Raw genomic sequence first — 19972 nt, forward strand, 5'->3', positions numbered from 1 at the left:
GCCCAAAATGTCTAAAAAGTGATATAAATTTACTAAATTTACGAGCTATCTTAGATGCTTGTCTGTAAGCTCTAAGATCATCTTTGCTATGCCAGTATCTATCTGCTTTAGCGCCTCCTCTATCTGGCAAATTAGCTCATCTTTTTTCTTTTTTGCGCCAGATAGACCGAGTAAATTTGTAAATGAATTTTTAGCTAGGTCGTTGTGCACGGGCTTTCCAGCGGCCGCTTCGTCGCTTGTAAGATCGATGATATCATCTTGTATCTGAAAAGCAAGCCCAAGCTTTAGCCCGATATCATAAATTTTCTCGCACTCTGTTTCGTCTAAATTTACTATCACAGCGCCCATTTTTAGGCTAGCAGCGATGAGCTTTGCGGTCTTGTGGATATGCAAAAAGACTAGCTCATCAAGGCTTAGCATCTTGCCAGAGAGACCAAATTTAGCCTTTGCTCTTTTGATGTCCTCTTTGTTTGTATTTTCAAAAAAACAATCAAGTGCCTGCCCTAGCACCATGCCGCTAACGCCAGCATTTTGGCTTAAAATTTCAACGCACTTTATACGAGTGTCAGCTGGCAACTTGGCACGTGAAATTTCATAAAAAGCATGCGTATTTAGCGCATCTCCTGCAAGTATCGCAGTCGTCTCGTCGTATGTGACGTGAAGCGTTGGTGTGCCGCGCCTAAGGCTTGCGTTATCCATCGAAGGCAGATCATCGTGGATGAGCGAGTATGTGTGCATCATCTCAAGCCCCAAAGCCACTCTCATAGCCTTTTGCGTGAGGCTTTTATCGACATTTTCCACCACACCAAGAAGCAAAAGCGCCCTAAAGTGCTTGCCTCCAGCCTTTAGCATAACGCCAAGCGCCTCCTCGTAGTAAGGGTGAAAGCTAGGCGCCTTTGGCAAATTTGCGTTTAGAAATTTTACAAACTCCTCCAGTAGGCTCATTTTGGCACTCTTGCAAAGAACTGAAAGTCATTTCTACTAAATAAAAGCACGAAATTTTGCAGGTCGCCGATCTTTTCTAAAAGCTCCTCGCGGCTACTCACACTCTCTTTGTTGTAGCCTAAAATTTTATCGCCGATCTTTATGCCAAAAATTTCTGCATTTGACTTTGGCTCAACCTTTGTAACTACTAAATTTTTATCAACCGTGATACCATAATCCACCAAAACTTTATCATCTAACAAGCTCTCAGGCGACTTTGGCATGATATTTAAATTTGGCAGATCAAGGCTTGAAGGAGCGTCAATATCTAGGCTTTGGTTAAATTTCACATCTCCGCTTACTGGCACTTGAAAGAGTAGCTCTTGCCTATCACGCTTCACGATGATGTCCAGTTTTGCGCCCTTTGGAGCAAAAAGCACCATCTCATTTAGCTCTCTTAGACTCTTTGGCTTGATGCCATTTACGCTCACAAGCTCATCATCAACCATCATCATCTTGCCGCGGCCCAGTGGATCAACAAGTCCCACAAAGAATTTATCCTCTTTTTGCAAGAACTTCACGCCGATATCGCCGTAATATACGTCATCGTAAGATACAAAGTGCTTTAAATAGCGGTTTGGTATAAATTTATCAGCTCCAACAGCTATGCCTATCATCTTGCAACAAGGCGTGTTTATCTCGCCAGTTGCGTTATACTCGAAGCTTAGTGTGTCAAAGTCGCCTAAATTTTGCCCCAAAGACTTGATGTGACCCATGACGGTGTTGTTTGCGTCATTTAAGATGCCAACCCAGGTGCTCTTTTTTATGCGCTCTTCATTAGTCTCATCGGCCATCACGACAGGGCTTAGCTCCTTGCTAGAGCGGACCAAAAAGAGCTGCAAATATGGATCAAATTTGACATATTCGCCAAGCGGAGCTCCGTCACTTTTTGGCACTGCGATTAAATTTTTAGTGATAGCCACGCCAAAGTGTTTATTTACTGAGACGATTGAGTTTTTGTTCTTTTCAAAGCAGGCGTTAAAGTCCTCTTGCGTAGGCCTAGGATCGGCGTTTAGGCAAAGCGCTGATAGCAAAAATGCAAGGGCAAATTTATATTTTAGTCTCATTTTATCCCCATCGAAGCAAGGCCGCCAAGCATCCTTGAAGCGGTGTTTTTCTTATCAGCCTCAACTGACTTTAGCACGTCATTTACGGCGCTTATTAGTAAAATTTGCATGCTCTCTTTATCTTCAAGCAAGCTATCATCTATGCTGATATCAAGTATCTCGCCGCTGCCGTTTGCTCTAACGCTTACCAGCCCGCCGCCGCTTTTTGCGCCAAATTCTTTATTTTTGCTCTCTTCTTCCATCTGCTTGGCTTGCTTTTGCACATCCTCAAGCATCTGCCCCATCTTTGAAAAGTCAAACCCCTCAAACATCGCCTACTCCTTTATGATCTCGTTTTTGTTATTTACATGCACGATGGTTGGCTTAAATTTCTTAGCCTTTTTAAATTTCATACTAGCATAAGCCACGATGATGACCACGTCGCCAACGCAGACCTTTCTAGCAGCTGCGCCATTTAGGCAAATTTCGCCTTTTTTGCCCTTTATCACGTAGGTGGCAAATCTCTCACCGTTATTTACGTCTAAAATTTCAACCTTTTGATTTTCTATCAAATTTGCAGCCTTTATAAGCTCCTCGCCGATGCTGATCGAGCCAACATAGTTTAAATTTGCGTCTGTTACGACAGCTCTGTGGATCTTGCTAGCTAAAATTTCTATATTCATTTTCTGCCTTGTTTAGTTTATTTGCACTCTATCACTGGTCTGTTTGCTAAAAATTTCTCGTTAAATTTCTCTGCCTTTAGCGTCTTTTCTAGCTCGTCAAGGGTTTTGAAATTTCTAGCAAAAGATACGCCAACTAGTCCACACTCGCTCGTTTTGGCAACGTCTAGAGTTATCTCGTAGCTGTTAAATTTTGGATTATTTGGCTCTGGATAGTAAATTTCCTCACGGTAAGAGCTGTCGTTACCTATCTTTTCTATCTTAAATTTGCCCTTTTTTGGATCTGTGGTTTTTTTTATCGCTGTTATAAAATCATCTATGTTTTTGATGCTTGGCGCATAGGTAACGCTGATTAGCTTACTCCATCCATAGCCGCCCTCATCTTCCAAATAATACTCCACCGTAAATTCATTTTGGTATTTTTGGTGATAAATTTGGCCGTCATACTCTATATTTTGAGGTAGGTTGCTCACCAGATAGCTCTTTTGGTTTGCGCTAGATTGTAGCTTTTGCGGCTCTTTTTGAGCGGTGGCACATCCTAGTAGCAGCGCACTACAAGCAGACACAAGGGCTAAATTTAAAATCTTCATCGTTTTTCCTTTCGTAAGCTAGTTAGATAAAATTTCAAGCACTACTTCTTTGTCGCTAAATGGGTGCTTGACGCCCTTTATCTCCTGATATGGCTCGTCGCCTTTGCCAAGTATGACAAGCGCCCAGCCAGGCTCAAGCTTGCTAATGGCTAGAGCGATCGCCTCTTTGCGGTTGGCGTTTCGTATCAAATTTTCATTTTGGCTCATGCCAGCGCAAATTTCATCGATTATGCTCTCTGGTTCTTCGCTTCTTGGATTGTCACTAGTGACTATGCAAATTCTTGCGTATTTTTGGGCTATTGCTCCCATTTTAGGGCGCTTTGTCCTATCTCTGTCGCCGCCTGCGCCAAAGACTGCGATCAAATTTAGATGTCTAAGCGAGTTTAGTACCTTTTCGATGCCATCTGGCGTATGGGCAAAATCCACGATGACTAGCGGATCGGTGCTAACGACCTCCATCCTGCCGCTCACGCCTTTAAATTTACTTATCGCCTTTGAAAGTGCGGCTGCGTCTGGGCGCTCTAGCAGGCAAACGGCGCCAAGTGCTGCGATTAGGTTGTAAAGATTAAACTCACCTTGAAGGCTTGAGTCTATCTCCACATCGCCATTTGGCGTCTTGATAACTGCGTCTATGCCGTCCTTTAGCCCATAAACTATCGGTGCAAAGCTAGCTGGCTTTTTGAGCGCGTATGTGTAGGCGTTTTTTGGGTTAAATTTAACTCCGCCATCATCAATGTTTATGAGCTTTACGCTCTCATCGTCAAAAAAGCTTGATTTTACCCTCGCGTACTCCTCCATGCTCTTGTGGTAGTCGAGATGGTCTTGAGTTAAGTTTGTAAAAATTTTTAGAGCAAAATTTAAGCTCTCTATGCGTTTTTGAGCAATCGCGTGTGAGCTAACCTCCATCACAAAGTACTCACAGCCCTGCTCGCTGGCTGCTTTGAGGTATGAGAACGTCTTTAAAATGGCACTTGTCGTAAGCGCCTTGTCATCTATCTGCTCGCCCTCTATAAATGCCCCTCTGGTACCACTTAGACCGCATTTTTTGCCTAAATTTCGCAAGGTCTCGTAGATAGCCGCAGCCGTTGTGGTCTTGCCATTGGTGCCTGTGATGCCAACTATTTTTAGATTTTCATCGATCTTTAAAAGCTTTTTGCACTCTTCAAGGGTGATTATCTTAGCGCCCTTTTTTACCGCAGCTTCTACAAATTTCGCATTTGCAGTAGTTTGCACAAAGTATGCACCCTGTTCGCACTCGTTTGAATCATCTGTTATGAAGCTATTTTCTACTGATATTTTCATCGTTTTGTCTTTTTTGTATCTCTTTAAAAAGCTGATCTATACGCTCGTCGCCGCCAAACATCACCGCCGCACTCTCAAGGTAGTTCATGCTCATGTCGATGAAGTCATTTTTTATCAAATTTCCTAAAAATTCCAAAAAATCGTCTTTGTTTGAGATCATCACCTTTGTTGAGAACATGATGTTTTCAAAGACCTTTTTAAAGCTGCCGTCCTTATAAACAGCCCTTTTAAAGTCCTCGTAGCTGATCGCGTCTTGCTCTTCAAAGTACTCGCTCTCCTCGTCTCTGGACTCTAAAATTTTTAAAATTTCCTCCACGCCCTCGTCGTCTTCGCCGGCTCTTACCTTAGCCATGTAGTAGTCAAACAAGAGCTTTGCCTCTTCGGCATTTTCCTCGCCAAGAGAGCAAATTTGTATCAAAAATAGTAAATTTTTCTCTTGCGTCTTTTCGTAGGCTAGCGAAAAGTAAAAGATCGCGTCTTTAAACTTAGAGCGTTTGAAATATTTTATGCCTATTTTTTTATAATCTATCAATGTCAAATTCCTCGCCGATTGGGACATTTATGACCTCAAGCTCTGGGTGAATGTCTATGCGAAGCTGCCTTTCGATGCCGTATTTTAGCGTGGTTGTGCTAGCTGCGCATCCGTGACAATGTCCTGTGAGTCTTACGTAAATTTTGCCGTTTTTTATGCCAAGTAGCTCCATGCCGCCGCCGTCATTTTCAAGCATAGGTAGCACCTTTTGCAAACTCGCAGTCACTGGTTTTAAAAGCTCTTCATCACTAAATGGGATCATATTTTTTCCTTAAATTTTTTAGCTATTATAGCAGATAAAGTGCAAACAAACGTTTTCTAGGCTTTTGGCGTGGGCGTTTTGGCTTTAAATTTTGGTGTTTTTTTGTGGAGAAAAAGGGCAAATTTGCCCTTTAAGTTTAGTTTAGTAGAAGTGATTTTATATCGATTTTATGTTCAATCATCTTGCTCTCAAGCATAAATTCTTGCGTAGTCTCAAGCGCTTTTATATCATCAGCCGTGATCTTTGAGCTAAAGTCGTACTGAGGATACATGCTCTTTATCGCCTCTATGCTAAGCCCAGTCTCTTCGGCTGTAAATTTAAGCGCCTCGTCCTCGTTTGCTTTGATGTAGGCCAAAATTTCATCCTGAGCCTTTTTAAATTTCTCAACTATGTCTTTGTGCTTTTTATAAAACTCTCCGCTTGTTGCCGTGACGATGACTGGAGTGATGACGCCTTTACCGGTTGTCACTACATTTAGGCCTGATTTTTGAGCGTTGTAGGCCGCTGGTCCTGCAAGAAGCGCTGCATCGACGCTGCCGTTTTCAAGTGCAGCTTGCGCAGCTGGGATACCCATAGAGATGAACTCTACGTCGTTTATACTAAGTCCGCCAAGAGCTAGATATCTAATCAAAAGCTCGTTTAAGATCGTGCCTTTTGGGCCTGCTACCTTTTTGCCTTTTAGATCCTTTGGCGACTTGATATTTTGGTCTTTAGAAAATATCACAAAAGCCTCTGGTGCCCTTGAATAGGCGCTTATGATCTTTATATCAGCCTTATTTGCCGCTGCAAGTATGACCGAAGTACCGCCCACGCAGTTTAGAAACTGGAGCGAATTTGAAGCGAGCGCTTGCGTTTGTTTCGCACCCGAGGTGATCTCAGAGTACTCGACTGGTACGCCAAAAGACTTTGCATAAAAACCTTTAAATTTATCGACGATCGATGGGACGTTTAGCGGCGATTTGACGTAGGTCATGCCGATCTTATCTAAGCCCTCGCTTGCATTTGCGACTAGGCAAAACAAAGAGGCCGCACACAAAACCTTAAAAAACTTTCTCATACTTACTCCTTTTAAAAATTTTCAAGATTATATAATCTTTTGCTTCATTTTGGTTTTAATTATCATTTTATTTGCCTAAATTTCGCTCAAAATTTTGCGTTTTATCGCTATTAGCTCCTCGCTTAGCAGATCTCTTGGCCTTGCTAAATTTAATAGCTCGTAGTTTGACTTTATCCCGCCCTTTTCAAGCAAGATGATCTCATCAGCCAAAAATAGCGCCTCGTCGATGTTGTGCGTGACAAAAATGATGGTTTTGCCAGCTTGTATCTTTAAAATTTCAGCCTGCATGCTAGCTCTAGTAAATGCGTCAAGTGCGGCAAATGGCTCGTCCATGAGGATCAAATTTGCCTCATACGCAAGCACTCTAGCAAGCGAAACGCGCGAGCTCATACCGCCAGAGAGCTGCGAAACTGCGGCAAATTTAAAGTCGCTAAGCCCTATCATCGATATCAGGCTACCTATCTTTTCAGCCTCTATTTCATGCTTTTTAAGAGGAAAAACGATGTTTTCATAGACGTTTAAAAACGGCATAAGACGGGGCTCTTGAAAGACAAAGCCGATCTTTGCTTGCTCTTTAAATTTTATCTCGCCAAGACTTACGCCCTCAAGACCAGCTATGAGGCGTAAAAGCGTAGTTTTGCCGCAACCGCTTCTGCCAAGTATGACGGTGATCTTATCTTTTTTTATGTTTAAGCTTAGCTCTCTTAAAACGTCGATACGCTTTTCGCCTATAAAAAAATGCTTGGATAAATTTGAAATTTCTATCATTTTTCACCTCGCAAAAGGCTAAATTTCGCTATCAAAAGCAAAAAGAGCCTATCTATGAGCACGCCGCAAATGCCTATCGTAAAAATGCCTACAAATATCCTATCCGCGCGTGAGAGCTCCTCGGCGTCAAGGATTAAGTAGCCTAGCCCGCTTGAAGCCGCTATCATCTCAGCTCCGATGATCGCGCGCATGGCGTAGCCAAAGCCTATTCGCATGCCGACAATGATATCTTTTAGCGCGCTTTTTAAGATGATCTTGTAAAAAATCTCAAATTTACTAAAACCAAAAATTTTACCAACCTCGATGAGCTTTATATCGCAGCTCGTTAGTCCTTTTTGGATGCTTAGAAACATCGGGAAAAACGAGGCTAGGATGATAATGATGATCTTTGGCGTCTCGTTTATGCCAAACCAAAGCACCAAAATGGCGATCAAACTAAGCGGCGGGATGTTTCTAAAAAACTCCAGTATCCACTCGTAATAAACGCTGATCTTTGGCAAAAGTGCGGCTATACCGCCAAGCACGAGCGCTAGGGCAAACGAGAGAGCATATCCTGCAAATATGCGCTTAAAGCTGATGATCGTATGCGTAGCAAGCTCGCCGCTTAAGCTCATGCTATACATCGTCTTTAGCGTAGTTAGCGGACTTGGCAATATATATGGTGTGAAAATTTCTAGATCGCAAATGACCTGCCAGATGGCAAAGATCGCTAGGATCAAAATGCTCTTTTTAAAAATCTCCCTCACAGCCCATCTCCGTTGTGACAGCCGTTTTCGCAGTATAAAAGCTCGATGATCTGGTAGTTTTTAAGCTCGCTAAATTTATATGAAAGGGCGTTTTCTATCTTCTCTTTACTACTAAGACTTAGTGTTTTTACGCCCAAATTTGTGAAAAATCCCGGCGGTATCGGACTTTGCTCGATACTACGCATCTTTAAATTTATAGCGTTTTGCTCCCTAAAGCTTTTCCATGTCAAAAATGTGGTTCGCTCTAAATTTAGCCCCATGCCAAGCTGGGCCAAGTCCTCGCAAGGTGTGGTCACGTAAAGCCACTCGTCCTCTTTTAGCTTTGCGCTAAGCTCAAGCGCGCTTTCTATTAAAATGGGGTTTAAATTTGATATGAATGCGGCTTGTTCTTTGAAATTTGCCCTGATGAAATTTACAGCTCTCGGGCAGCGACTATCGTAAATAAGCTCGCTTTGCGCAAGAGCGTTTTTGTATGCGTTTTTTACGCTTTTAACGTGGTCTTTTTCGCACTCTACTACGCTAAAACCTTTGTCTTGCAAAATTTCTTTAAGCGCTGCAAAGTCGTAGATATTTTTTACAACAGGATTTAACCAAACCACTTTTTTCATTAAAGCTCCCGTCAAATTTAAAAGCAAAATGTAATAATTAAAATCAAAATTGTATCACTTGAAAGTAAAAAGATGGCTTTGGAGGTTAAATTTATAAGAAAACGGCTAGACTTTTACGTCTAAATTTCGTTTTTTTTGGCTTTTCTCCATTAGCTTTAGTATATCTATGCCGCTTTTTTCAAGGCGCATTAGCTCCTTAAGATAGGCAAATTTCTCATCTTTATTGATATCGTAGGTCGCTAGCTTCTCGCTTCGGCCGATCACCGAGGCATAGACCTTGTTGCCATCAAGCTTATCGGTATTTTGCACATTGTAAAGCGACAGCACGCCCTCTATCACCTCTTTAAATTTCGCGCCGCTCTTCATGCCAGCCTTCATCAGCGTTAAAAATCTCTGCCTGCTCTCATCGTCAGTGAAATTTATGCTTTGCATTGTCTCATATTCGATCGGTGGCTTGTTCGTGCTAGTTAGCATTGAGATAGCCTTCTTGCCTATTGTAATGCTCTCAACGCCGACCCTCTCGCCAAGATATTGCCTCAGCGCATAGTCCAGCCACCTATCCTTGAACTCCTCGACGCTCAGGTCCTTATCAAGTATCTCAAAGCCCTCCACGTGGCTTTTGTGTCCAAGTCCGAGCAAGGTGCCGCTATCATCTTTTGACGTGTACTCTTTAGCGAAGAGATCGACGTTTGTTGGATAGTATCCGATGATCGATTCGTAAAGCCTTCCAAAACCAAGCGCCTCGGTCTGACTAACAAAGCTTTTAAGCTCGTTTATCTCATCTTGACTCATTTGCTTGTCGTATCCCATGAGCTTGCCCCAGATGCTTATCTTGCCATTGGCAGCTATGCCTGTGAGCGAGTAGTCTTTAGCAAATTTTAGTGGCTCGTCATCTTTGTTAAATTTACTCTCGCTTGTGCGACTTAAATTTATCTGCTCACTGTTTTGGTTGGTCTTTTTGGTTAAATTCTGAGATGATAAATTTAAAGAATTTTCGTCCGCACTGGGCTTACTACGGCTAGCGCTTTGCTCTCTAATGTTTTGAAAGCCGCTATATAAATTTACATTAGCTCCATTTACGCCACCTATCATCTCAAATCCTTTGTAAGATAGTTAAAACAAATATCGTCTTTTTCAGAGTAAAATTTAGAAATTTATAGAGTTTGACTTGTAAATTTAGGCTGACTTAGGACTGGATAAATTTGGATATTTTAGAATTTGCTTTGTAGGCATTTGCCTGAGTTGGTTTTGCTTTTATTGTTTTTTCATATTTTTGATTTTAGCTCGTATATTTGCCATATTGCTGATCATTTAAGATCAAATTTGCGCCATCTTTGCTCGCATAACCGCTCAGCCCCTTGATCGTAAAAATTTCACTGCAAGGGCCGCATGGTCCAGTATCGCCCATCTGCCAGAAGTTATCATGGTCGCCAAAGCGGTAAATCCTCTCTTTTGCAATGTGAGTGCTCCAAATTTTAAAGGCCTCATCGTCAGTCTCATGCACCGTGACATAGAGCTTATCTTTTGGTAGTTTTAGCACCTCTGTGACAAATTCCCAAGCATAAGCGATCGCCTCTTTTTTGAAGTATTCGCCAAAGCTAAAATTTCCTAGCATCTCAAAAAATGTGTGGTGGCGCGCTGTGTAGCCAACGTTATCAAGGTCGTTGTGCTTTCCGCCAGCTCTTATGCAGGTCTGACAGCTAGTGCGGATAGGTGGTGTTGGGCGTGGCACTTCGCCTGTGAAAATGCTCTTAAATGGCACCATGCCAGCATTTGTAAAAAGTAGTGTTGCATCGTTTGGCACGAGCGGCGCAGAAGTTACTAGCCAATGCGTTATTAATAAATTTAGAAGCTTTTGAATTGCAAATTTGAAATTTGATTTTGGTGAAGCTGGTAAAATTTATAATTTTAGATAGTCTGTTAGAAATTTATACCGCATGTTTTCAAGTATCCGACCATTACCCTTCAAACTCCACAAACTACTTTGTAAATTTGCGCCACAAATACAAATAAAAAACAAACATCGCCTACTCAGCCCGTAGCTTGGCACAACACCGAAAATTTAAAAAGCTGGCTCTAAATTTAGCAATTTATATCATTTTAGATCGCAAATTTATAGGAAAGCAGAAATTTGCCTTTTGGATAAATTTGGCAAATTTATAGCACAAGATAGGCCATTTTGAAATTTTTGTTTTATACTCGTTTTCTCCTTGTAAATATCTAGTAATTGCTCTTAAAACTAACAAAATATCATAAAAGTTGCACCGCATTACTGCTTCTAAATTCTGCACACCACGCCAAAACGGGCAAAATTTAAAACAAACCAAGAATAACCAGCTTAAATTCAGAAATTTATAACGTTAGCAATAAAATTTAATAGGATAAATTTGAGCTAGAAATTTATGAGTTTATTTTAGATATTTGCGGATACATTAAATTTAATTCTATGAGCGTCTAGCCAATTCTGTTTTAATAATTCTAAACTTTCACTAACTCTGTGCCAATTACCTAACACTTCGAAAAGCTAAAATTTATAATGTTCCAACTTGCAAATTTGCTACAACACAAAATGGCTAAAATTAAAAAATATAGAAATTTGTAAGGTTATTTTAGAAATTTGAAATACATTAAATTTGATATATGAGTATCTAGCCTTTTTATATTTTAAAGCCAATATATAATTTACACTAGCTCCGACCCATCACACCCGAACACTCCAAAAGCCAAAATTTAAAGCATTTCAACTTACAAATTTGCTAGGAAATAGGATAGATGAATTAAAAAAGCTTTTAAAAAATGAAATTTAATAAAATGTAAAAAATAAATTTAAAAAGAAAAGAGAGCCAGATAGGCTCTCTGGGGATTATTCAGCTACTAGCTCTATATAAGCCATCTCAGCTGCGTCGCCTCTGCGAACGCGAGTTTTGATGATTCTTGTATAGCCACCGTTGCGCTCTTTAAATTTTGGAGCTACTTCAGTAACTAGCTTATTTGTAGTCTCTTTGTCTTGCAATGAAGCAAATACTGCTCTGTGAGCGTTAGAGTCGCCCTTTCTAGCTCTTGTGATAAGCTTTTCAACATAGCTTCTAAGCTCTTTTGCTTTTGGTAAAGTTGTCTCTATCTTTTCGCTTTTTATGATAGCTATCGCTAAATTCTTAAGCAATGCAGATCTATGAGATGACGTTCTACCAAGTTTGCGATATCCGTGTTTATGTCTCATCTATTGTCCTTTTATTCTTTTGCACTCATTTGTGATTTTAGCTCGGTTATTTTCTTTCTGAGTTGCTCTTTGCTATCTTTTAACACATCGACACCAACTGGATAGCCTATCTCTTCCATAACCGCTTTTATCTCTTCAAGAGATTTTTTACCTAAATTTTTAAGCTCTTTAAGCTCATTTTCGTCCATCAACGCAAGCTCACCGATAAATCTAATATCGGCTTTGTCAAGGCAGTTAAAACTTCTAGCGCTTAAATTTAGATCTTCTACGCTAGAAAGTAGCTTTGAGAACTCGCCGCTTGCACTTGAACTAGCAACTGGGGCGCTAACGTCAATATCTAAAATTCCTTTAAATACTGACATTTGTTGATACATAGCTTCTAAACAATTTTTAAAAGCTTCTACTGGACCAACTTGACCATCTGTTGTTATCGTAAATACGATCTTCTCGTAGTCTGGGTCATCTTCAACCAAGACGTTTTGTATCTCATAAACTGCTTTTTTAACAGGTGTAAAGAAAGCGTCTAGTGCGATATACTCGTCTTCGATCTCTTCTCTGATCTCTTCACTAGGAACATATCCGATACCTTTTTGGATGATAACTGAGAAATTTAACTCAGCATCTTCGTTGATGGTTGCAAGATATGCGTCTGGATTAACGATCTCAACTAGGTCGTTATTTAGGTCAGCTCCAGTTATCTCTTTTGGTCCTTTAAAGCTATACTCTATAACTTCACGCTCGCTGCCGCTTTTTAATTTAAATCTGATCTTCTTCAAATTTATAATAAAAAATGCCACGTCTTCAAGCATGCCACGCATACTATCAAATTCGTGACTAACGCCTTTTATCTTTACACCGATAGGAGCAAAGCCTACTGTGCTTGTGTAAAGAAGACGGCGTAGTGGGTGAGCCAAAGTAACAGCATAACCTGCTTCAAAAGGATATGCTGTAATGTTAGCGACATTTTCGCTAACACTTTTAACTTCTATTTCAGTTGGCATATAAGCTGATGTAGTAATCTTTCTCATCTTTATACCCTCTATTATTTTGAGTAAAGCTCTACTATAAATCTTTCCTCAACAGGAATGATAACCTCTTCTCTTTCTGGATTTCTAGTGAAAATTCCAAATTTTTTCTCTTTTTCCACATCTACCCAAGCAACGATGCCAGTTTGAGCTGTAAGATCGATCGCGCGAACGATTTGTGGATTGTTTTTAGATTTCTCAGCAACTTCTACTTTAGAGCCTGGCTCCACTCTGTAAGATGGGATATCTACTCTCTTGCCATTTACTAAAATATGTCCGTGAGTTACAAGCTGGCGAGCAAAACGACGAGTCGTTGCAAAGCCCATTCTGTAAACAACATTGTCTAATCTTTGCTCTAATAGTTGAACCAAAAGAGCACCAGTGTTGCCCTCGCGGCGTGCTGCTTCTTGGAACAATCTTCTAAATTGTTTCTCTGAAACACCATACATAAATTTAGCTTTTTGCTTCTCGCGAAGTTGTAAGCCATATTCGCTTATTTTTGCTCTTCTTTGTCCGTGTTGTCCTGGCGCATAAGGTCTTTTTTCTAAAGCGCTTTTACCAGCAAGTCTTCTTTCGCCTTTTAACGCAAGAGACACACCAAGACGTCTTTCTAATTTTTCAACAGGTCCTGTATATCTAGCCATAATAATTTCTCCTAATTTTCTCTAATTATACGCGGCGGCGTTTTGGCGGTCTGCAACCATTGTGTGGTAAAGGTGTGATATCTTTGAAGAAAGTTACTTTTATACCTTCAACACCACCTACACTCTTAACAGCCGTTTCACGTCCGCTACCTGGACCTTGAACCTTGATGCCAACTTCTTTAATGCCGTGCTCTTTTGCTTTGTTTAAAGCATCTTCTACAGCTTGTTGAGCTGCATAAGGAGTTGATTTTTTACTACCCTTAAAGCCTAAGCCACCTGCACTACTCCATGCAATAGCATTTCCCATTTCATCAGTTACAGTTACCATAGTGTTGTTAAATGTTGCACTGATATAAACGATACCTTTGGCTATGCTTTTTCTAACTACTTTTTTCTTAACAATTTTTCTTTTCGCCATTTATTATCCTTTAACCCTTGCCTTACTTAGTAGCCGCACCGACAGTTTTACGTCTGCCTTTTCTGGTTCTAGCATTAGTTTTAGTCTTTTGACCACGAACAGGAAGGCCCTTTCTATGGCGAAGACCTCTATAACTTCCAAGATCCATAAGAGCTTTGATATCCATAGCAACTTGTTTTCTCAAATCACCCTCAACGACGTGGTGCTCTTGAATTTCTTTACGGATAGCTGCTGCTTCGTCTTCGCTAAGCTCGTAAACTCTCTTGTCGTAAGAAATTCCAGCTGCGTCAAGGATTTGACGAGATTTGTAAAGACCTATACCATAGATATAAGTCAAACCATACTCGATTCTCTTTTTGTTTGGTAAATCTACACCTGCAATACGTGCCATGCCTTATCCTTGTCTTTGTTTATGTTTTGGATTTTCGCAGATAACACGAATTATGCCACTACGTTTGACAATTTTACATTTGTCACACATCTTCTTTACAGAAGGACGAACTTTCATTTTAGTCTCCTAAAAATTTATTCCACTTTTTTAGGGGCTGCATCAGGTCTAAAGAAATAATTTAAACCAACTATTTTCAAAATAAGTGGGGAACTTTGAAAATAATTCTTCATACAGCTTTTCGCAAAGCTTGGATTTTACCCAAAACCAGCTTTAAATTTACTTAGCATATTTGCCACAAAATCAAATTTACTTATATCTATAAGTGATCCTGCCCTTGTCTAGGCTATATGGCGTAAGTTCTACTTTTACGCGGTCGCCAGGCATTATCTTTATATAATGCATTCTCATCTTTCCGGCGATATGACATAAAATTATATGTTTGTTGTCAAGCTCAACTTTAAAAGTTGCATTTGGCAGTGCTTCAACAACATTTCCATCAATCTCAATGACATCGTCTTTTGCCACAAACTCTCCTTTCTTTAAATTTGCTATAAATTTTACGCTTGGCTTAAAATTTCGGCTTTGCCATTAACTATCGCCATGCAATGCTCATAATGGCTAGTTCTCAAACCATCTTTTGAGGTTACTTTCCAGTTATCGTTTCCTAAAACTGGCGTGCCATCTTTTTGGCAGATCATCGGCTCTATACAAAAAACCATTCCCTCTTTTATCTTTGGTCCAGCTTTTGGATTATTTCCTTCAAGATAGTTTGGAATTTCTGGCTCTTCGTGTGGCCTTTTGCCTATGCCATGACCGCAATATCCGCGCAAAGGTACATATCCTCTACCAAGAATAAATTTCTCAAGCTCATAGCTAACCTCTTTAAAATGCATACCAGCTCTTATAAAATCAATCGCAAAATATAGCGCGTCTTTTGAGCAAGCGATCAAAGCTTCGTCTTCTTTTGAAATTTTACCAACTCCAAATGTCCTAGCTGAATCACCAAAATAACCATCTAAATTTGAACCAATATCTACACTAACGATATCACCCTCTTTTAGTTTGTACTCATTTGGAATTCCGTGGATTACCACTTCATTGACACTTATGCAAGCTGCATTTGGAAAGCCATAAAGTCCTTTAAAGGCAGGTTTTGCTCCAGCGGCTCTTATCATATTTTCACAAATTTTATCTATCTCAAGAAGGGAAATTCCAGGTTTTATGATCGTAGAAACATGATCAAGTGTTCGAGCGACGATCTTGTTCGCCGCTCTCATTTTCTCTATCTCAGCTGGTCTTTTTAGCGTGATAGCCATTTTACAGACCTACTGCACTTAGAGTTTGGTATTTGTTTGTATAAGACTGAGCTTCTATACGTCTCATCGTATCAAGTGCTACTGAAACCACGATAAGAACTGATGTACCACCAAAATAAAATGGTACGCCCATAGTCTTTACAAGTACCCAAGGTAATGTTGAAATGATACCCAAGTACAAAGCTCCACCTAAAGTTAGCCTGCCAGCTACTTCATTTAGATAGCTAGCTGTACTCTCACCTGGTCTAACACCTGGGATAAATCCACCTTGTTTCTTTAAATTTTCACTTATATCTTTTGTGTTAAACACGATAGATGCGTAGAAAAACGCAAAGAAGATGATAAATAAAAATGTTAAAACATTAAACATATAGCCATTTGGACTTAAAAAGTCGTTGATAGCTTGGATTACTGGATTTGTACTAGCTTGTAAAATAGTACTTGGAAACATCAAAATCGCACTAGCAAATATCGGTGGGATAACGCCACTTAAATTTACTTTGATCGGTATATAGTTCATTATACGTTTGTTTTGATTTTCCATTATCACTTTTCTTGAGTAAGAAATAGGGATACGTCTTTCGCCCATCTCGACAAAGATAATAGCACCAATGGTCGCTAAAATGATCACCAAAATAGCGATGACTGTTAGGAAATTCATCTCAGAAGTATTTACCAAATTTACAGTTCCGCCGATCGCACTAGGTATGCCAGAGACGATGCCCGCAAAGATGATAAGACTTATACCATTGCCTATACCGCGCTGTGTGATCTGCTCGCCTATCCACATAAGTAGCATGGTGCCAGTTAGCATAGACACAGCAGAGATCGCGATAAATAAATTCATATCTATCATGATAGCTTGCTCGCCGCCACGACCGCTTAAGCTTTGAAGTCCGATAGAAACGCCGATTGATTGTACAAGAGTGATAACGATGGTTGCATAACGTATGATTTGCATATATTTTTGCATACCGTCGCGCTCTTTTTTCATCTGACCTAACTTTGGAAATGTCGCTGCTAGAAGCTCCATGATGATCGAAGCTGTGATGTAAGGCATGATGCCTAGAGATATGATACTTAAACGCTCAGCAGCCTTACCACTAAACATATTAAATAGACCCAAGGCGTTGCTATTGTTTGAATTGAAAAATTCTTTAATTACGTCGACATTAACACCAGGAACTGGCACATAAGCCAGTATCCTGTATGCGAACAAAAATGCCAACGTGATTAAAATCTTGTTGGTCAGTGTTTTATCCATTATTTTGTTCCGCTAACGCTAACGTTCTCGTCTTTGATCTTTGAAGCAAGAGCTTTTGCGCTTGCACCGATTAGTTTTATCTTAGTAACGCTCTTTGAAATTTTATGAACGCTAGCTATTGTTGCGATTGAAATTTCCGCAAGCTCTTTTATAGCTGCGATCTTTTCAACATTGATAACATAAGGTTTTTCAAATTTAGAAGCAAAGCCTACCTTTGGAAGACGTCTTTGAAGTGGTTGTTGTCCGCCCTCAAAACCTCTTTTTTCATTGTAGCCTTTTCTTGCTCTTTGACCTTTATTACCTTTGCCAGCAGTTTTGCCATTGCCACTGCCTTGACCACGACCTATTCTTTTAGTTGCATGAGTTGAACCTGCAGCAGGTGTTAATTTTTCTAATGCCATCTTAACTCCTTTCTCTTAGCTTTTTAGCAAACTAAGTGCTTTTATAGTAGCACGAACGACGTTTGCTGAGTTGTTTGAGCCAAGTGATTTAGTAAGGATATCCTTAATACCTGCAAGCTCGATAATAGGACGCGCACTACCACCAGCAATAACACCAGTACCTTCGCTAGCTGGGCGAAGTAGCATTCTACTTGCGTTGTATTTTACCTCTACATCGTGAGGGATAGTTGTGCCCTTGATCTTAACGTGGATAATATTTTTAAATGCGTCATCAATCGCTTTTCTCATCGCATCTGGTACCTCTTTAGCTTTGCCATATCCAAAGCCAACTAGGCCATTTCTATTACCAACAACAACTAAAGCTGTAAATCTAAATCTACGACCACCTTTAACAACCTTTGTAACCCGACCGATATCGACGATTACTTCTTCAAATTCTTCTCTATTATATTTTTCCATCGATTTTCCTTTGGGTTATAGCTTGATGCCATTTTCTCTTAAAGCTTCAGCAAATGCTGCGATAACGCCATGATACAAATAACCATTTCTATCAAAAATTGCAACATCTATCTTCTTAGCTTTTAAAGCCTTAGCAAATTCTTTAGCTAAAGTGACCGCACCTTCTTTATTTGCTTTTATGCCTATTTTTCTACCATCAACTGCAGCTAGTGTAGTAGCTGTAACATCGTCAATCGCTTGAACATAAAGGGTTCTGTTTGATTTGAAAATAGAAACTCTTGGGCAAGTTGCAACACCAGAAATTTTACCTCTGATTCTTCTTTTTCTCTTAATTCTAAGAGCGATTTTTCTTTTTAGTACTTTTGTTGTCATTTACCGCTCCTTACTTCTTAGATGTCTTGCCCGCTTTGCGGATGATACGTTCTTCTAGATATTTAACGCCTTTGCCTTTATATGGCTCAGGTGGTCTAAATCCTCTAACTTGAGCAGCCACTTGACCTACTACTTGTTTGTCGTCACCTTTGATAGTAATAACGTTTTTATCAACGCTAGCTTCAACGCCTGCTGGTAGCTCATAGTTGATAAGGTGTGAAAAACCAAGAGAAAGCTCTAAAATTTTACCTTTTGCAGCTGCTTTGTAACCAACACCGTTGATCTCAAGCTGGCGAGTAAAGCCATGAGTGATACCAGTTACGATGTTGTTAGCAAGTGCTCTATATGTTCCCCAGTAAGCTCTGCTTTGGCGATCTTCGCCCTTTGGAGCAAAAACTATATGACCATTTTCTATCTTGACATCAACGTGACCTTTTGTGTCAAGCTCTTTTAAGTGATTGCCCTTTTTAAATTTTAGGACATTATTTTCAACGCTAACGTCTACACCACTTGGGATAGCGATAGGCTGTTTTCCAATACGTGACATTTTTTTCCTTTACTTGTCTAGGGTGTTCCTACATTTACGAATAAACACCACAATGCCGTAAATTTGATCGTCAAATTTGACGAAACCTTCATTTGAATTTCTAGATTTAGCTTTGGCGAAATATAAAATTTCACCTAGCTAAAAATAAATTTTAACCTTAAGTTATAAGGTCAAAATAGCGCTTTTAACGCAGTTTATTACCAAACGGTGCAAAGAACCTCGCCGCCAACGCCAGCTTTACTTGCTTCAATACCGCTCATAACGCCTTTGCTTGTGCTAACGATAACTGTTCCGTAACCATTTTTAAAACGCTTAATGTCGTCTTTACCTTGATAAACACGGCGACCAGGTTTTGAAACCCTTTTAAGCTCGTTTATAACGCTTCTGCCGTACTCATCATACTTTAAAACTACATTTATAAATTTCTTGTTACCTTCTTCGATAACGTTGTAGCTCTCTACATAGCCTTTTGCTGCAAGGATAGAAAGAGTAGCCTCAACAACCTTAGAATGAAGCAATTTCGCAGTCTCAAGTCTTCTCATACTTGCATTTCTAATGCGTGTTAATCCATCTGATATTAAATCGTTCAACATTTCTCTTCCTTACCAACTTGCTTTTTTAAGACCAGGTATTAGGCCTTCGTTAGCCATTTTTCTTAGGCAAACACGGCAAATTCCAAAATCTTTATAAACAGAGTGCGGACGACCGCAAATTTGGCATCTAGTATAGCCGCGAACCGCAAATTTTGGCTTGCGTGCAGCTTTTGCTATCATTGATTTCTTTGCCATTTTACTTTCCTTTTGCAAACGGCACACCAAATAGCTCTAGCAATTTGAATGCCTCTTTATCGTTTTTAGCCGTAGTAGCAATCGTAATATTCATACCATGAGTTCGTAAAATTTTATCGTACTCAACCTCTGGAAACATTAGCTGCTCGCTAAGACCGAAGTTATAGTTTCCACGTCCATCAAAGCCATTTTTTGGAAGACCACGGAAGTCTTTAACTCTTGGAAGAGCAACGCTAATTAGCTTATCTAAGAAAGCATACATTTGCTCTTTTCTCAAAGTTACTTTGATACCAACAGGGAAACCTTCGCGAACTTTAAAGCCAGCAACTGATTTTTTAGCATCAGTGATAACTGCTTTTTGTCCAGCGATAAGTGAAATGGTATCAGCCATATTTTGAAGCACTTTTTGATCTTTCGCAGAGTCTCCAGCACCTACACTGATCACGATCTTCTCGAGCGCAGGGATAAGCATTGGATTTTTGATGTCAAATTCTTTTACGAGAGCTGGCTTGATAGTTTCGTTAAATTTATCTTTTAATCTACTCATATCTC

At 40.0% G+C, this 19972-nt stretch carries 29 protein-coding genes and 1 pseudogene; all 30 read right to left on the minus strand.

Annotated features, from left to right (window positions below):
- Positions 1-45: 45 nt before the first annotated feature.
- Positions 46-945, minus strand: coding sequence for a polyprenyl synthetase family protein (locus tag CVS81_RS06920; protein ID WP_107965519.1), 900 nt, complete (start codon positions 943-945; stop codon positions 46-48).
- Positions 942-2051: a PDZ domain-containing protein gene (locus CVS81_RS06925; RefSeq protein ID WP_107965520.1), complete on the minus strand. Its 1110-nt coding sequence runs from the start codon at positions 2049-2051 to the stop codon at positions 942-944. Before CVS81_RS06925 ends, CVS81_RS06920 begins: the two co-directional genes overlap by 4 nt.
- Positions 2048-2362: a YbaB/EbfC family nucleoid-associated protein gene (locus CVS81_RS06930; protein WP_002941513.1), complete on the minus strand. Its 315-nt coding sequence runs from the start codon at positions 2360-2362 to the stop codon at positions 2048-2050. The genes CVS81_RS06925 and CVS81_RS06930 overlap by 4 nt, the downstream gene beginning before the upstream one ends.
- A 3-nt stretch (positions 2363-2365) precedes the next feature.
- Positions 2366-2713, minus strand: a complete 348-nt coding sequence (gene panD, locus CVS81_RS06935; RefSeq protein ID WP_002941539.1) for an aspartate 1-decarboxylase — start codon at positions 2711-2713, stop codon at positions 2366-2368.
- Between the two features lie 17 nt (positions 2714-2730).
- Positions 2731-3300 carry a hypothetical protein gene (locus tag CVS81_RS06940; protein ID WP_107965521.1) on the minus strand — a complete coding sequence of 190 codons (570 nt, stop codon included), beginning with the start codon at positions 3298-3300 and terminating at the stop codon, positions 2731-2733.
- Between the two features lie 18 nt (positions 3301-3318).
- On the minus strand, positions 3319-4602 hold the full coding sequence (locus CVS81_RS06945) for a UDP-N-acetylmuramoyl-L-alanyl-D-glutamate--2,6-diaminopimelate ligase (RefSeq protein WP_107965522.1): 1284 nt from the start codon (positions 4600-4602) through the stop codon (positions 3319-3321).
- Entirely contained in the window at positions 4580-5134 is a 555-nt protein-coding gene (locus tag CVS81_RS06950) for a hypothetical protein (protein WP_009295268.1), read from the minus strand. The genes CVS81_RS06945 and CVS81_RS06950 overlap by 23 nt, the downstream gene beginning before the upstream one ends.
- The gene (locus tag CVS81_RS06955) at positions 5121-5396 is read right to left on the minus strand and encodes a NifU family protein (protein ID WP_009295267.1); all 276 of its coding nucleotides are present in this window, start codon (positions 5394-5396) and stop codon (positions 5121-5123) included. Before CVS81_RS06955 ends, CVS81_RS06950 begins: the two co-directional genes overlap by 14 nt.
- A gap of 136 nt (positions 5397-5532) precedes the next feature.
- The gene (locus tag CVS81_RS06960; RefSeq protein ID WP_107965523.1) at positions 5533-6453 is read right to left on the minus strand and encodes an ABC transporter substrate-binding protein; all 921 of its coding nucleotides are present in this window, start codon (positions 6451-6453) and stop codon (positions 5533-5535) included.
- A gap of 75 nt (positions 6454-6528) precedes the next feature.
- Positions 6529-7221, minus strand: coding sequence for an ABC transporter ATP-binding protein (locus tag CVS81_RS06965; protein WP_107965524.1), 693 nt, complete (start codon positions 7219-7221; stop codon positions 6529-6531).
- The gene (locus tag CVS81_RS06970) at positions 7218-7967 is read right to left on the minus strand and encodes an ABC transporter permease (RefSeq protein WP_103611397.1); all 750 of its coding nucleotides are present in this window, start codon (positions 7965-7967) and stop codon (positions 7218-7220) included. Before CVS81_RS06970 ends, CVS81_RS06965 begins: the two co-directional genes overlap by 4 nt.
- Positions 7964-8575 (minus strand): hypothetical protein, encoded by a 612-nt coding sequence (locus CVS81_RS06975; RefSeq protein ID WP_103611396.1) that lies wholly within the window; start codon positions 8573-8575, stop codon positions 7964-7966. Before CVS81_RS06975 ends, CVS81_RS06970 begins: the two co-directional genes overlap by 4 nt.
- 105 nt (positions 8576-8680) lie before the next feature.
- Positions 8681-9667: a hypothetical protein gene (locus tag CVS81_RS06980; protein WP_107965525.1), complete on the minus strand. Its 987-nt coding sequence runs from the start codon at positions 9665-9667 to the stop codon at positions 8681-8683.
- Between the two features lie 238 nt (positions 9668-9905).
- Positions 9906-10436 (minus strand): annotated as a pseudogene (locus tag CVS81_RS06985) (alanine--tRNA ligase-related protein); the annotation flags it as partial.
- 1002 nt (positions 10437-11438) lie between these two features.
- Positions 11439-11795, minus strand: coding sequence for a 50S ribosomal protein L17 (gene rplQ, locus CVS81_RS06990; protein ID WP_002941584.1), 357 nt, complete (start codon positions 11793-11795; stop codon positions 11439-11441).
- 11 nt (positions 11796-11806) lie between these two features.
- A complete protein-coding gene (locus CVS81_RS06995) occupies positions 11807-12823 on the minus strand; it encodes a DNA-directed RNA polymerase subunit alpha (protein ID WP_002941564.1) in 1017 nt (338 codons plus the stop codon).
- A gap of 14 nt (positions 12824-12837) precedes the next feature.
- Positions 12838-13464 (minus strand): 30S ribosomal protein S4, encoded by a 627-nt coding sequence (rpsD, locus tag CVS81_RS07000; RefSeq protein WP_002941501.1) that lies wholly within the window; start codon positions 13462-13464, stop codon positions 12838-12840.
- Between the two features lie 25 nt (positions 13465-13489).
- Positions 13490-13882, minus strand: coding sequence for a 30S ribosomal protein S11 (gene rpsK, locus CVS81_RS07005; RefSeq protein WP_002941551.1), 393 nt, complete (start codon positions 13880-13882; stop codon positions 13490-13492).
- A 22-nt stretch (positions 13883-13904) separates the two neighbouring features.
- Entirely contained in the window at positions 13905-14273 is a 369-nt protein-coding gene (gene rpsM, locus CVS81_RS07010; RefSeq protein ID WP_012140556.1) for a 30S ribosomal protein S13, read from the minus strand.
- A 3-nt stretch (positions 14274-14276) separates the two neighbouring features.
- Positions 14277-14390: a 50S ribosomal protein L36 gene (rpmJ, locus tag CVS81_RS07015; RefSeq protein WP_002941545.1), complete on the minus strand. Its 114-nt coding sequence runs from the start codon at positions 14388-14390 to the stop codon at positions 14277-14279.
- Between the two features lie 189 nt (positions 14391-14579).
- A complete protein-coding gene (gene infA / locus CVS81_RS07020; RefSeq protein WP_002848031.1) occupies positions 14580-14798 on the minus strand; it encodes a translation initiation factor IF-1 in 219 nt (72 codons plus the stop codon).
- A gap of 32 nt (positions 14799-14830) precedes the next feature.
- The gene (gene map / locus CVS81_RS07025; protein WP_107965526.1) at positions 14831-15589 is read right to left on the minus strand and encodes a type I methionyl aminopeptidase; all 759 of its coding nucleotides are present in this window, start codon (positions 15587-15589) and stop codon (positions 14831-14833) included.
- A 1-nt stretch (position 15590) separates the two neighbouring features.
- On the minus strand, positions 15591-16853 hold the full coding sequence (gene secY, locus CVS81_RS07030; RefSeq protein ID WP_009295263.1) for a preprotein translocase subunit SecY: 1263 nt from the start codon (positions 16851-16853) through the stop codon (positions 15591-15593).
- Positions 16853-17254 (minus strand): 50S ribosomal protein L15, encoded by a 402-nt coding sequence (rplO, locus tag CVS81_RS07035; protein WP_002941506.1) that lies wholly within the window; start codon positions 17252-17254, stop codon positions 16853-16855. The genes secY and rplO overlap by 1 nt, the downstream gene beginning before the upstream one ends.
- 15 nt (positions 17255-17269) lie before the next feature.
- On the minus strand, positions 17270-17713 hold the full coding sequence (gene rpsE, locus CVS81_RS07040) for a 30S ribosomal protein S5 (RefSeq protein ID WP_002941646.1): 444 nt from the start codon (positions 17711-17713) through the stop codon (positions 17270-17272).
- Between the two features lie 15 nt (positions 17714-17728).
- Positions 17729-18085, minus strand: coding sequence for a 50S ribosomal protein L18 (gene rplR, locus CVS81_RS07045; protein ID WP_087583626.1), 357 nt, complete (start codon positions 18083-18085; stop codon positions 17729-17731).
- Between the two features lie 10 nt (positions 18086-18095).
- Positions 18096-18632, minus strand: coding sequence for a 50S ribosomal protein L6 (gene rplF / locus CVS81_RS07050; protein ID WP_002941606.1), 537 nt, complete (start codon positions 18630-18632; stop codon positions 18096-18098).
- Positions 18633-18829: 197 nt separating this feature from the next.
- On the minus strand, positions 18830-19225 hold the full coding sequence (gene rpsH, locus CVS81_RS07055) for a 30S ribosomal protein S8 (RefSeq protein WP_009295261.1): 396 nt from the start codon (positions 19223-19225) through the stop codon (positions 18830-18832).
- Between the two features lie 9 nt (positions 19226-19234).
- The gene (locus CVS81_RS07060) at positions 19235-19420 is read right to left on the minus strand and encodes a type Z 30S ribosomal protein S14 (protein WP_002941532.1); all 186 of its coding nucleotides are present in this window, start codon (positions 19418-19420) and stop codon (positions 19235-19237) included.
- 1 nt (position 19421) lies between these two features.
- The gene (rplE, locus tag CVS81_RS07065) at positions 19422-19967 is read right to left on the minus strand and encodes a 50S ribosomal protein L5 (RefSeq protein WP_002941643.1); all 546 of its coding nucleotides are present in this window, start codon (positions 19965-19967) and stop codon (positions 19422-19424) included.
- Positions 19968-19972 lie beyond the last annotated feature (5 nt).

This window comes from Campylobacter concisus (assembly GCF_003049065.1).
GTDB lineage: Bacteria > Campylobacterota > Campylobacteria > Campylobacterales > Campylobacteraceae > Campylobacter_A > Campylobacter_A concisus_BE.

What these genes read in the sequence shown, in the direction of transcription:
- CVS81_RS06920 (WP_107965519.1), bottom strand. Translation starts at nt 945, where the DNA reads ATGAGCCTACTGGAGGAGTTTGTAAAATTTCTAAACGCAAATTTGCCA.
- CVS81_RS06925 (WP_107965520.1), bottom strand. Translation starts at nt 2,051, where the DNA reads ATGAGACTAAAATATAAATTTGCCCTTGCATTTTTGCTATCAGCGCTT.
- CVS81_RS06930 (WP_002941513.1), bottom strand. Translation starts at nt 2,362, where the DNA reads ATGTTTGAGGGGTTTGACTTTTCAAAGATGGGGCAGATGCTTGAGGAT.
- panD (WP_002941539.1), bottom strand. Translation starts at nt 2,713, where the DNA reads ATGAATATAGAAATTTTAGCTAGCAAGATCCACAGAGCTGTCGTAACA.
- CVS81_RS06940 (WP_107965521.1), bottom strand. Translation starts at nt 3,300, where the DNA reads ATGAAGATTTTAAATTTAGCCCTTGTGTCTGCTTGTAGTGCGCTGCTA.
- CVS81_RS06945 (WP_107965522.1), bottom strand. Translation starts at nt 4,602, where the DNA reads ATGAAAATATCAGTAGAAAATAGCTTCATAACAGATGATTCAAACGAG.
- CVS81_RS06955 (WP_009295267.1), bottom strand. Translation starts at nt 5,396, where the DNA reads ATGATCCCATTTAGTGATGAAGAGCTTTTAAAACCAGTGACTGCGAGT.
- CVS81_RS06960 (WP_107965523.1), bottom strand. Translation starts at nt 6,453, where the DNA reads ATGAGAAAGTTTTTTAAGGTTTTGTGTGCGGCCTCTTTGTTTTGCCTA.
- CVS81_RS06965 (WP_107965524.1), bottom strand. Translation starts at nt 7,221, where the DNA reads ATGATAGAAATTTCAAATTTATCCAAGCATTTTTTTATAGGCGAAAAG.
- CVS81_RS06975 (WP_103611396.1), bottom strand. Translation starts at nt 8,575, where the DNA reads ATGAAAAAAGTGGTTTGGTTAAATCCTGTTGTAAAAAATATCTACGAC.
- CVS81_RS06980 (WP_107965525.1), bottom strand. Translation starts at nt 9,667, where the DNA reads ATGATAGGTGGCGTAAATGGAGCTAATGTAAATTTATATAGCGGCTTT.
- rplQ (WP_002941584.1), bottom strand. Translation starts at nt 11,795, where the DNA reads ATGAGACATAAACACGGATATCGCAAACTTGGTAGAACGTCATCTCAT.
- CVS81_RS06995 (WP_002941564.1), bottom strand. Translation starts at nt 12,823, where the DNA reads ATGAGAAAGATTACTACATCAGCTTATATGCCAACTGAAATAGAAGTT.
- rpsD (WP_002941501.1), bottom strand. Translation starts at nt 13,464, where the DNA reads ATGGCTAGATATACAGGACCTGTTGAAAAATTAGAAAGACGTCTTGGT.
- rpsK (WP_002941551.1), bottom strand. Translation starts at nt 13,882, where the DNA reads ATGGCGAAAAGAAAAATTGTTAAGAAAAAAGTAGTTAGAAAAAGCATA.
- rpsM (WP_012140556.1), bottom strand. Translation starts at nt 14,273, where the DNA reads ATGGCACGTATTGCAGGTGTAGATTTACCAAACAAAAAGAGAATCGAG.
- rpmJ (WP_002941545.1), bottom strand. Translation starts at nt 14,390, where the DNA reads ATGAAAGTTCGTCCTTCTGTAAAGAAGATGTGTGACAAATGTAAAATT.
- map (WP_107965526.1), bottom strand. Translation starts at nt 15,589, where the DNA reads ATGGCTATCACGCTAAAAAGACCAGCTGAGATAGAGAAAATGAGAGCG.
- secY (WP_009295263.1), bottom strand. Translation starts at nt 16,853, where the DNA reads ATGGATAAAACACTGACCAACAAGATTTTAATCACGTTGGCATTTTTG.
- rplO (WP_002941506.1), bottom strand. Translation starts at nt 17,254, where the DNA reads ATGGCATTAGAAAAATTAACACCTGCTGCAGGTTCAACTCATGCAACT.
- rpsE (WP_002941646.1), bottom strand. Translation starts at nt 17,713, where the DNA reads ATGGAAAAATATAATAGAGAAGAATTTGAAGAAGTAATCGTCGATATC.
- rplR (WP_087583626.1), bottom strand. Translation starts at nt 18,085, where the DNA reads ATGACAACAAAAGTACTAAAAAGAAAAATCGCTCTTAGAATTAAGAGA.
- rplF (WP_002941606.1), bottom strand. Translation starts at nt 18,632, where the DNA reads ATGTCACGTATTGGAAAACAGCCTATCGCTATCCCAAGTGGTGTAGAC.
- rpsH (WP_009295261.1), bottom strand. Translation starts at nt 19,225, where the DNA reads ATGTTGAACGATTTAATATCAGATGGATTAACACGCATTAGAAATGCA.
- CVS81_RS07060 (WP_002941532.1), bottom strand. Translation starts at nt 19,420, where the DNA reads ATGGCAAAGAAATCAATGATAGCAAAAGCTGCACGCAAGCCAAAATTT.
- rplE (WP_002941643.1), bottom strand. Translation starts at nt 19,967, where the DNA reads ATGAGTAGATTAAAAGATAAATTTAACGAAACTATCAAGCCAGCTCTC.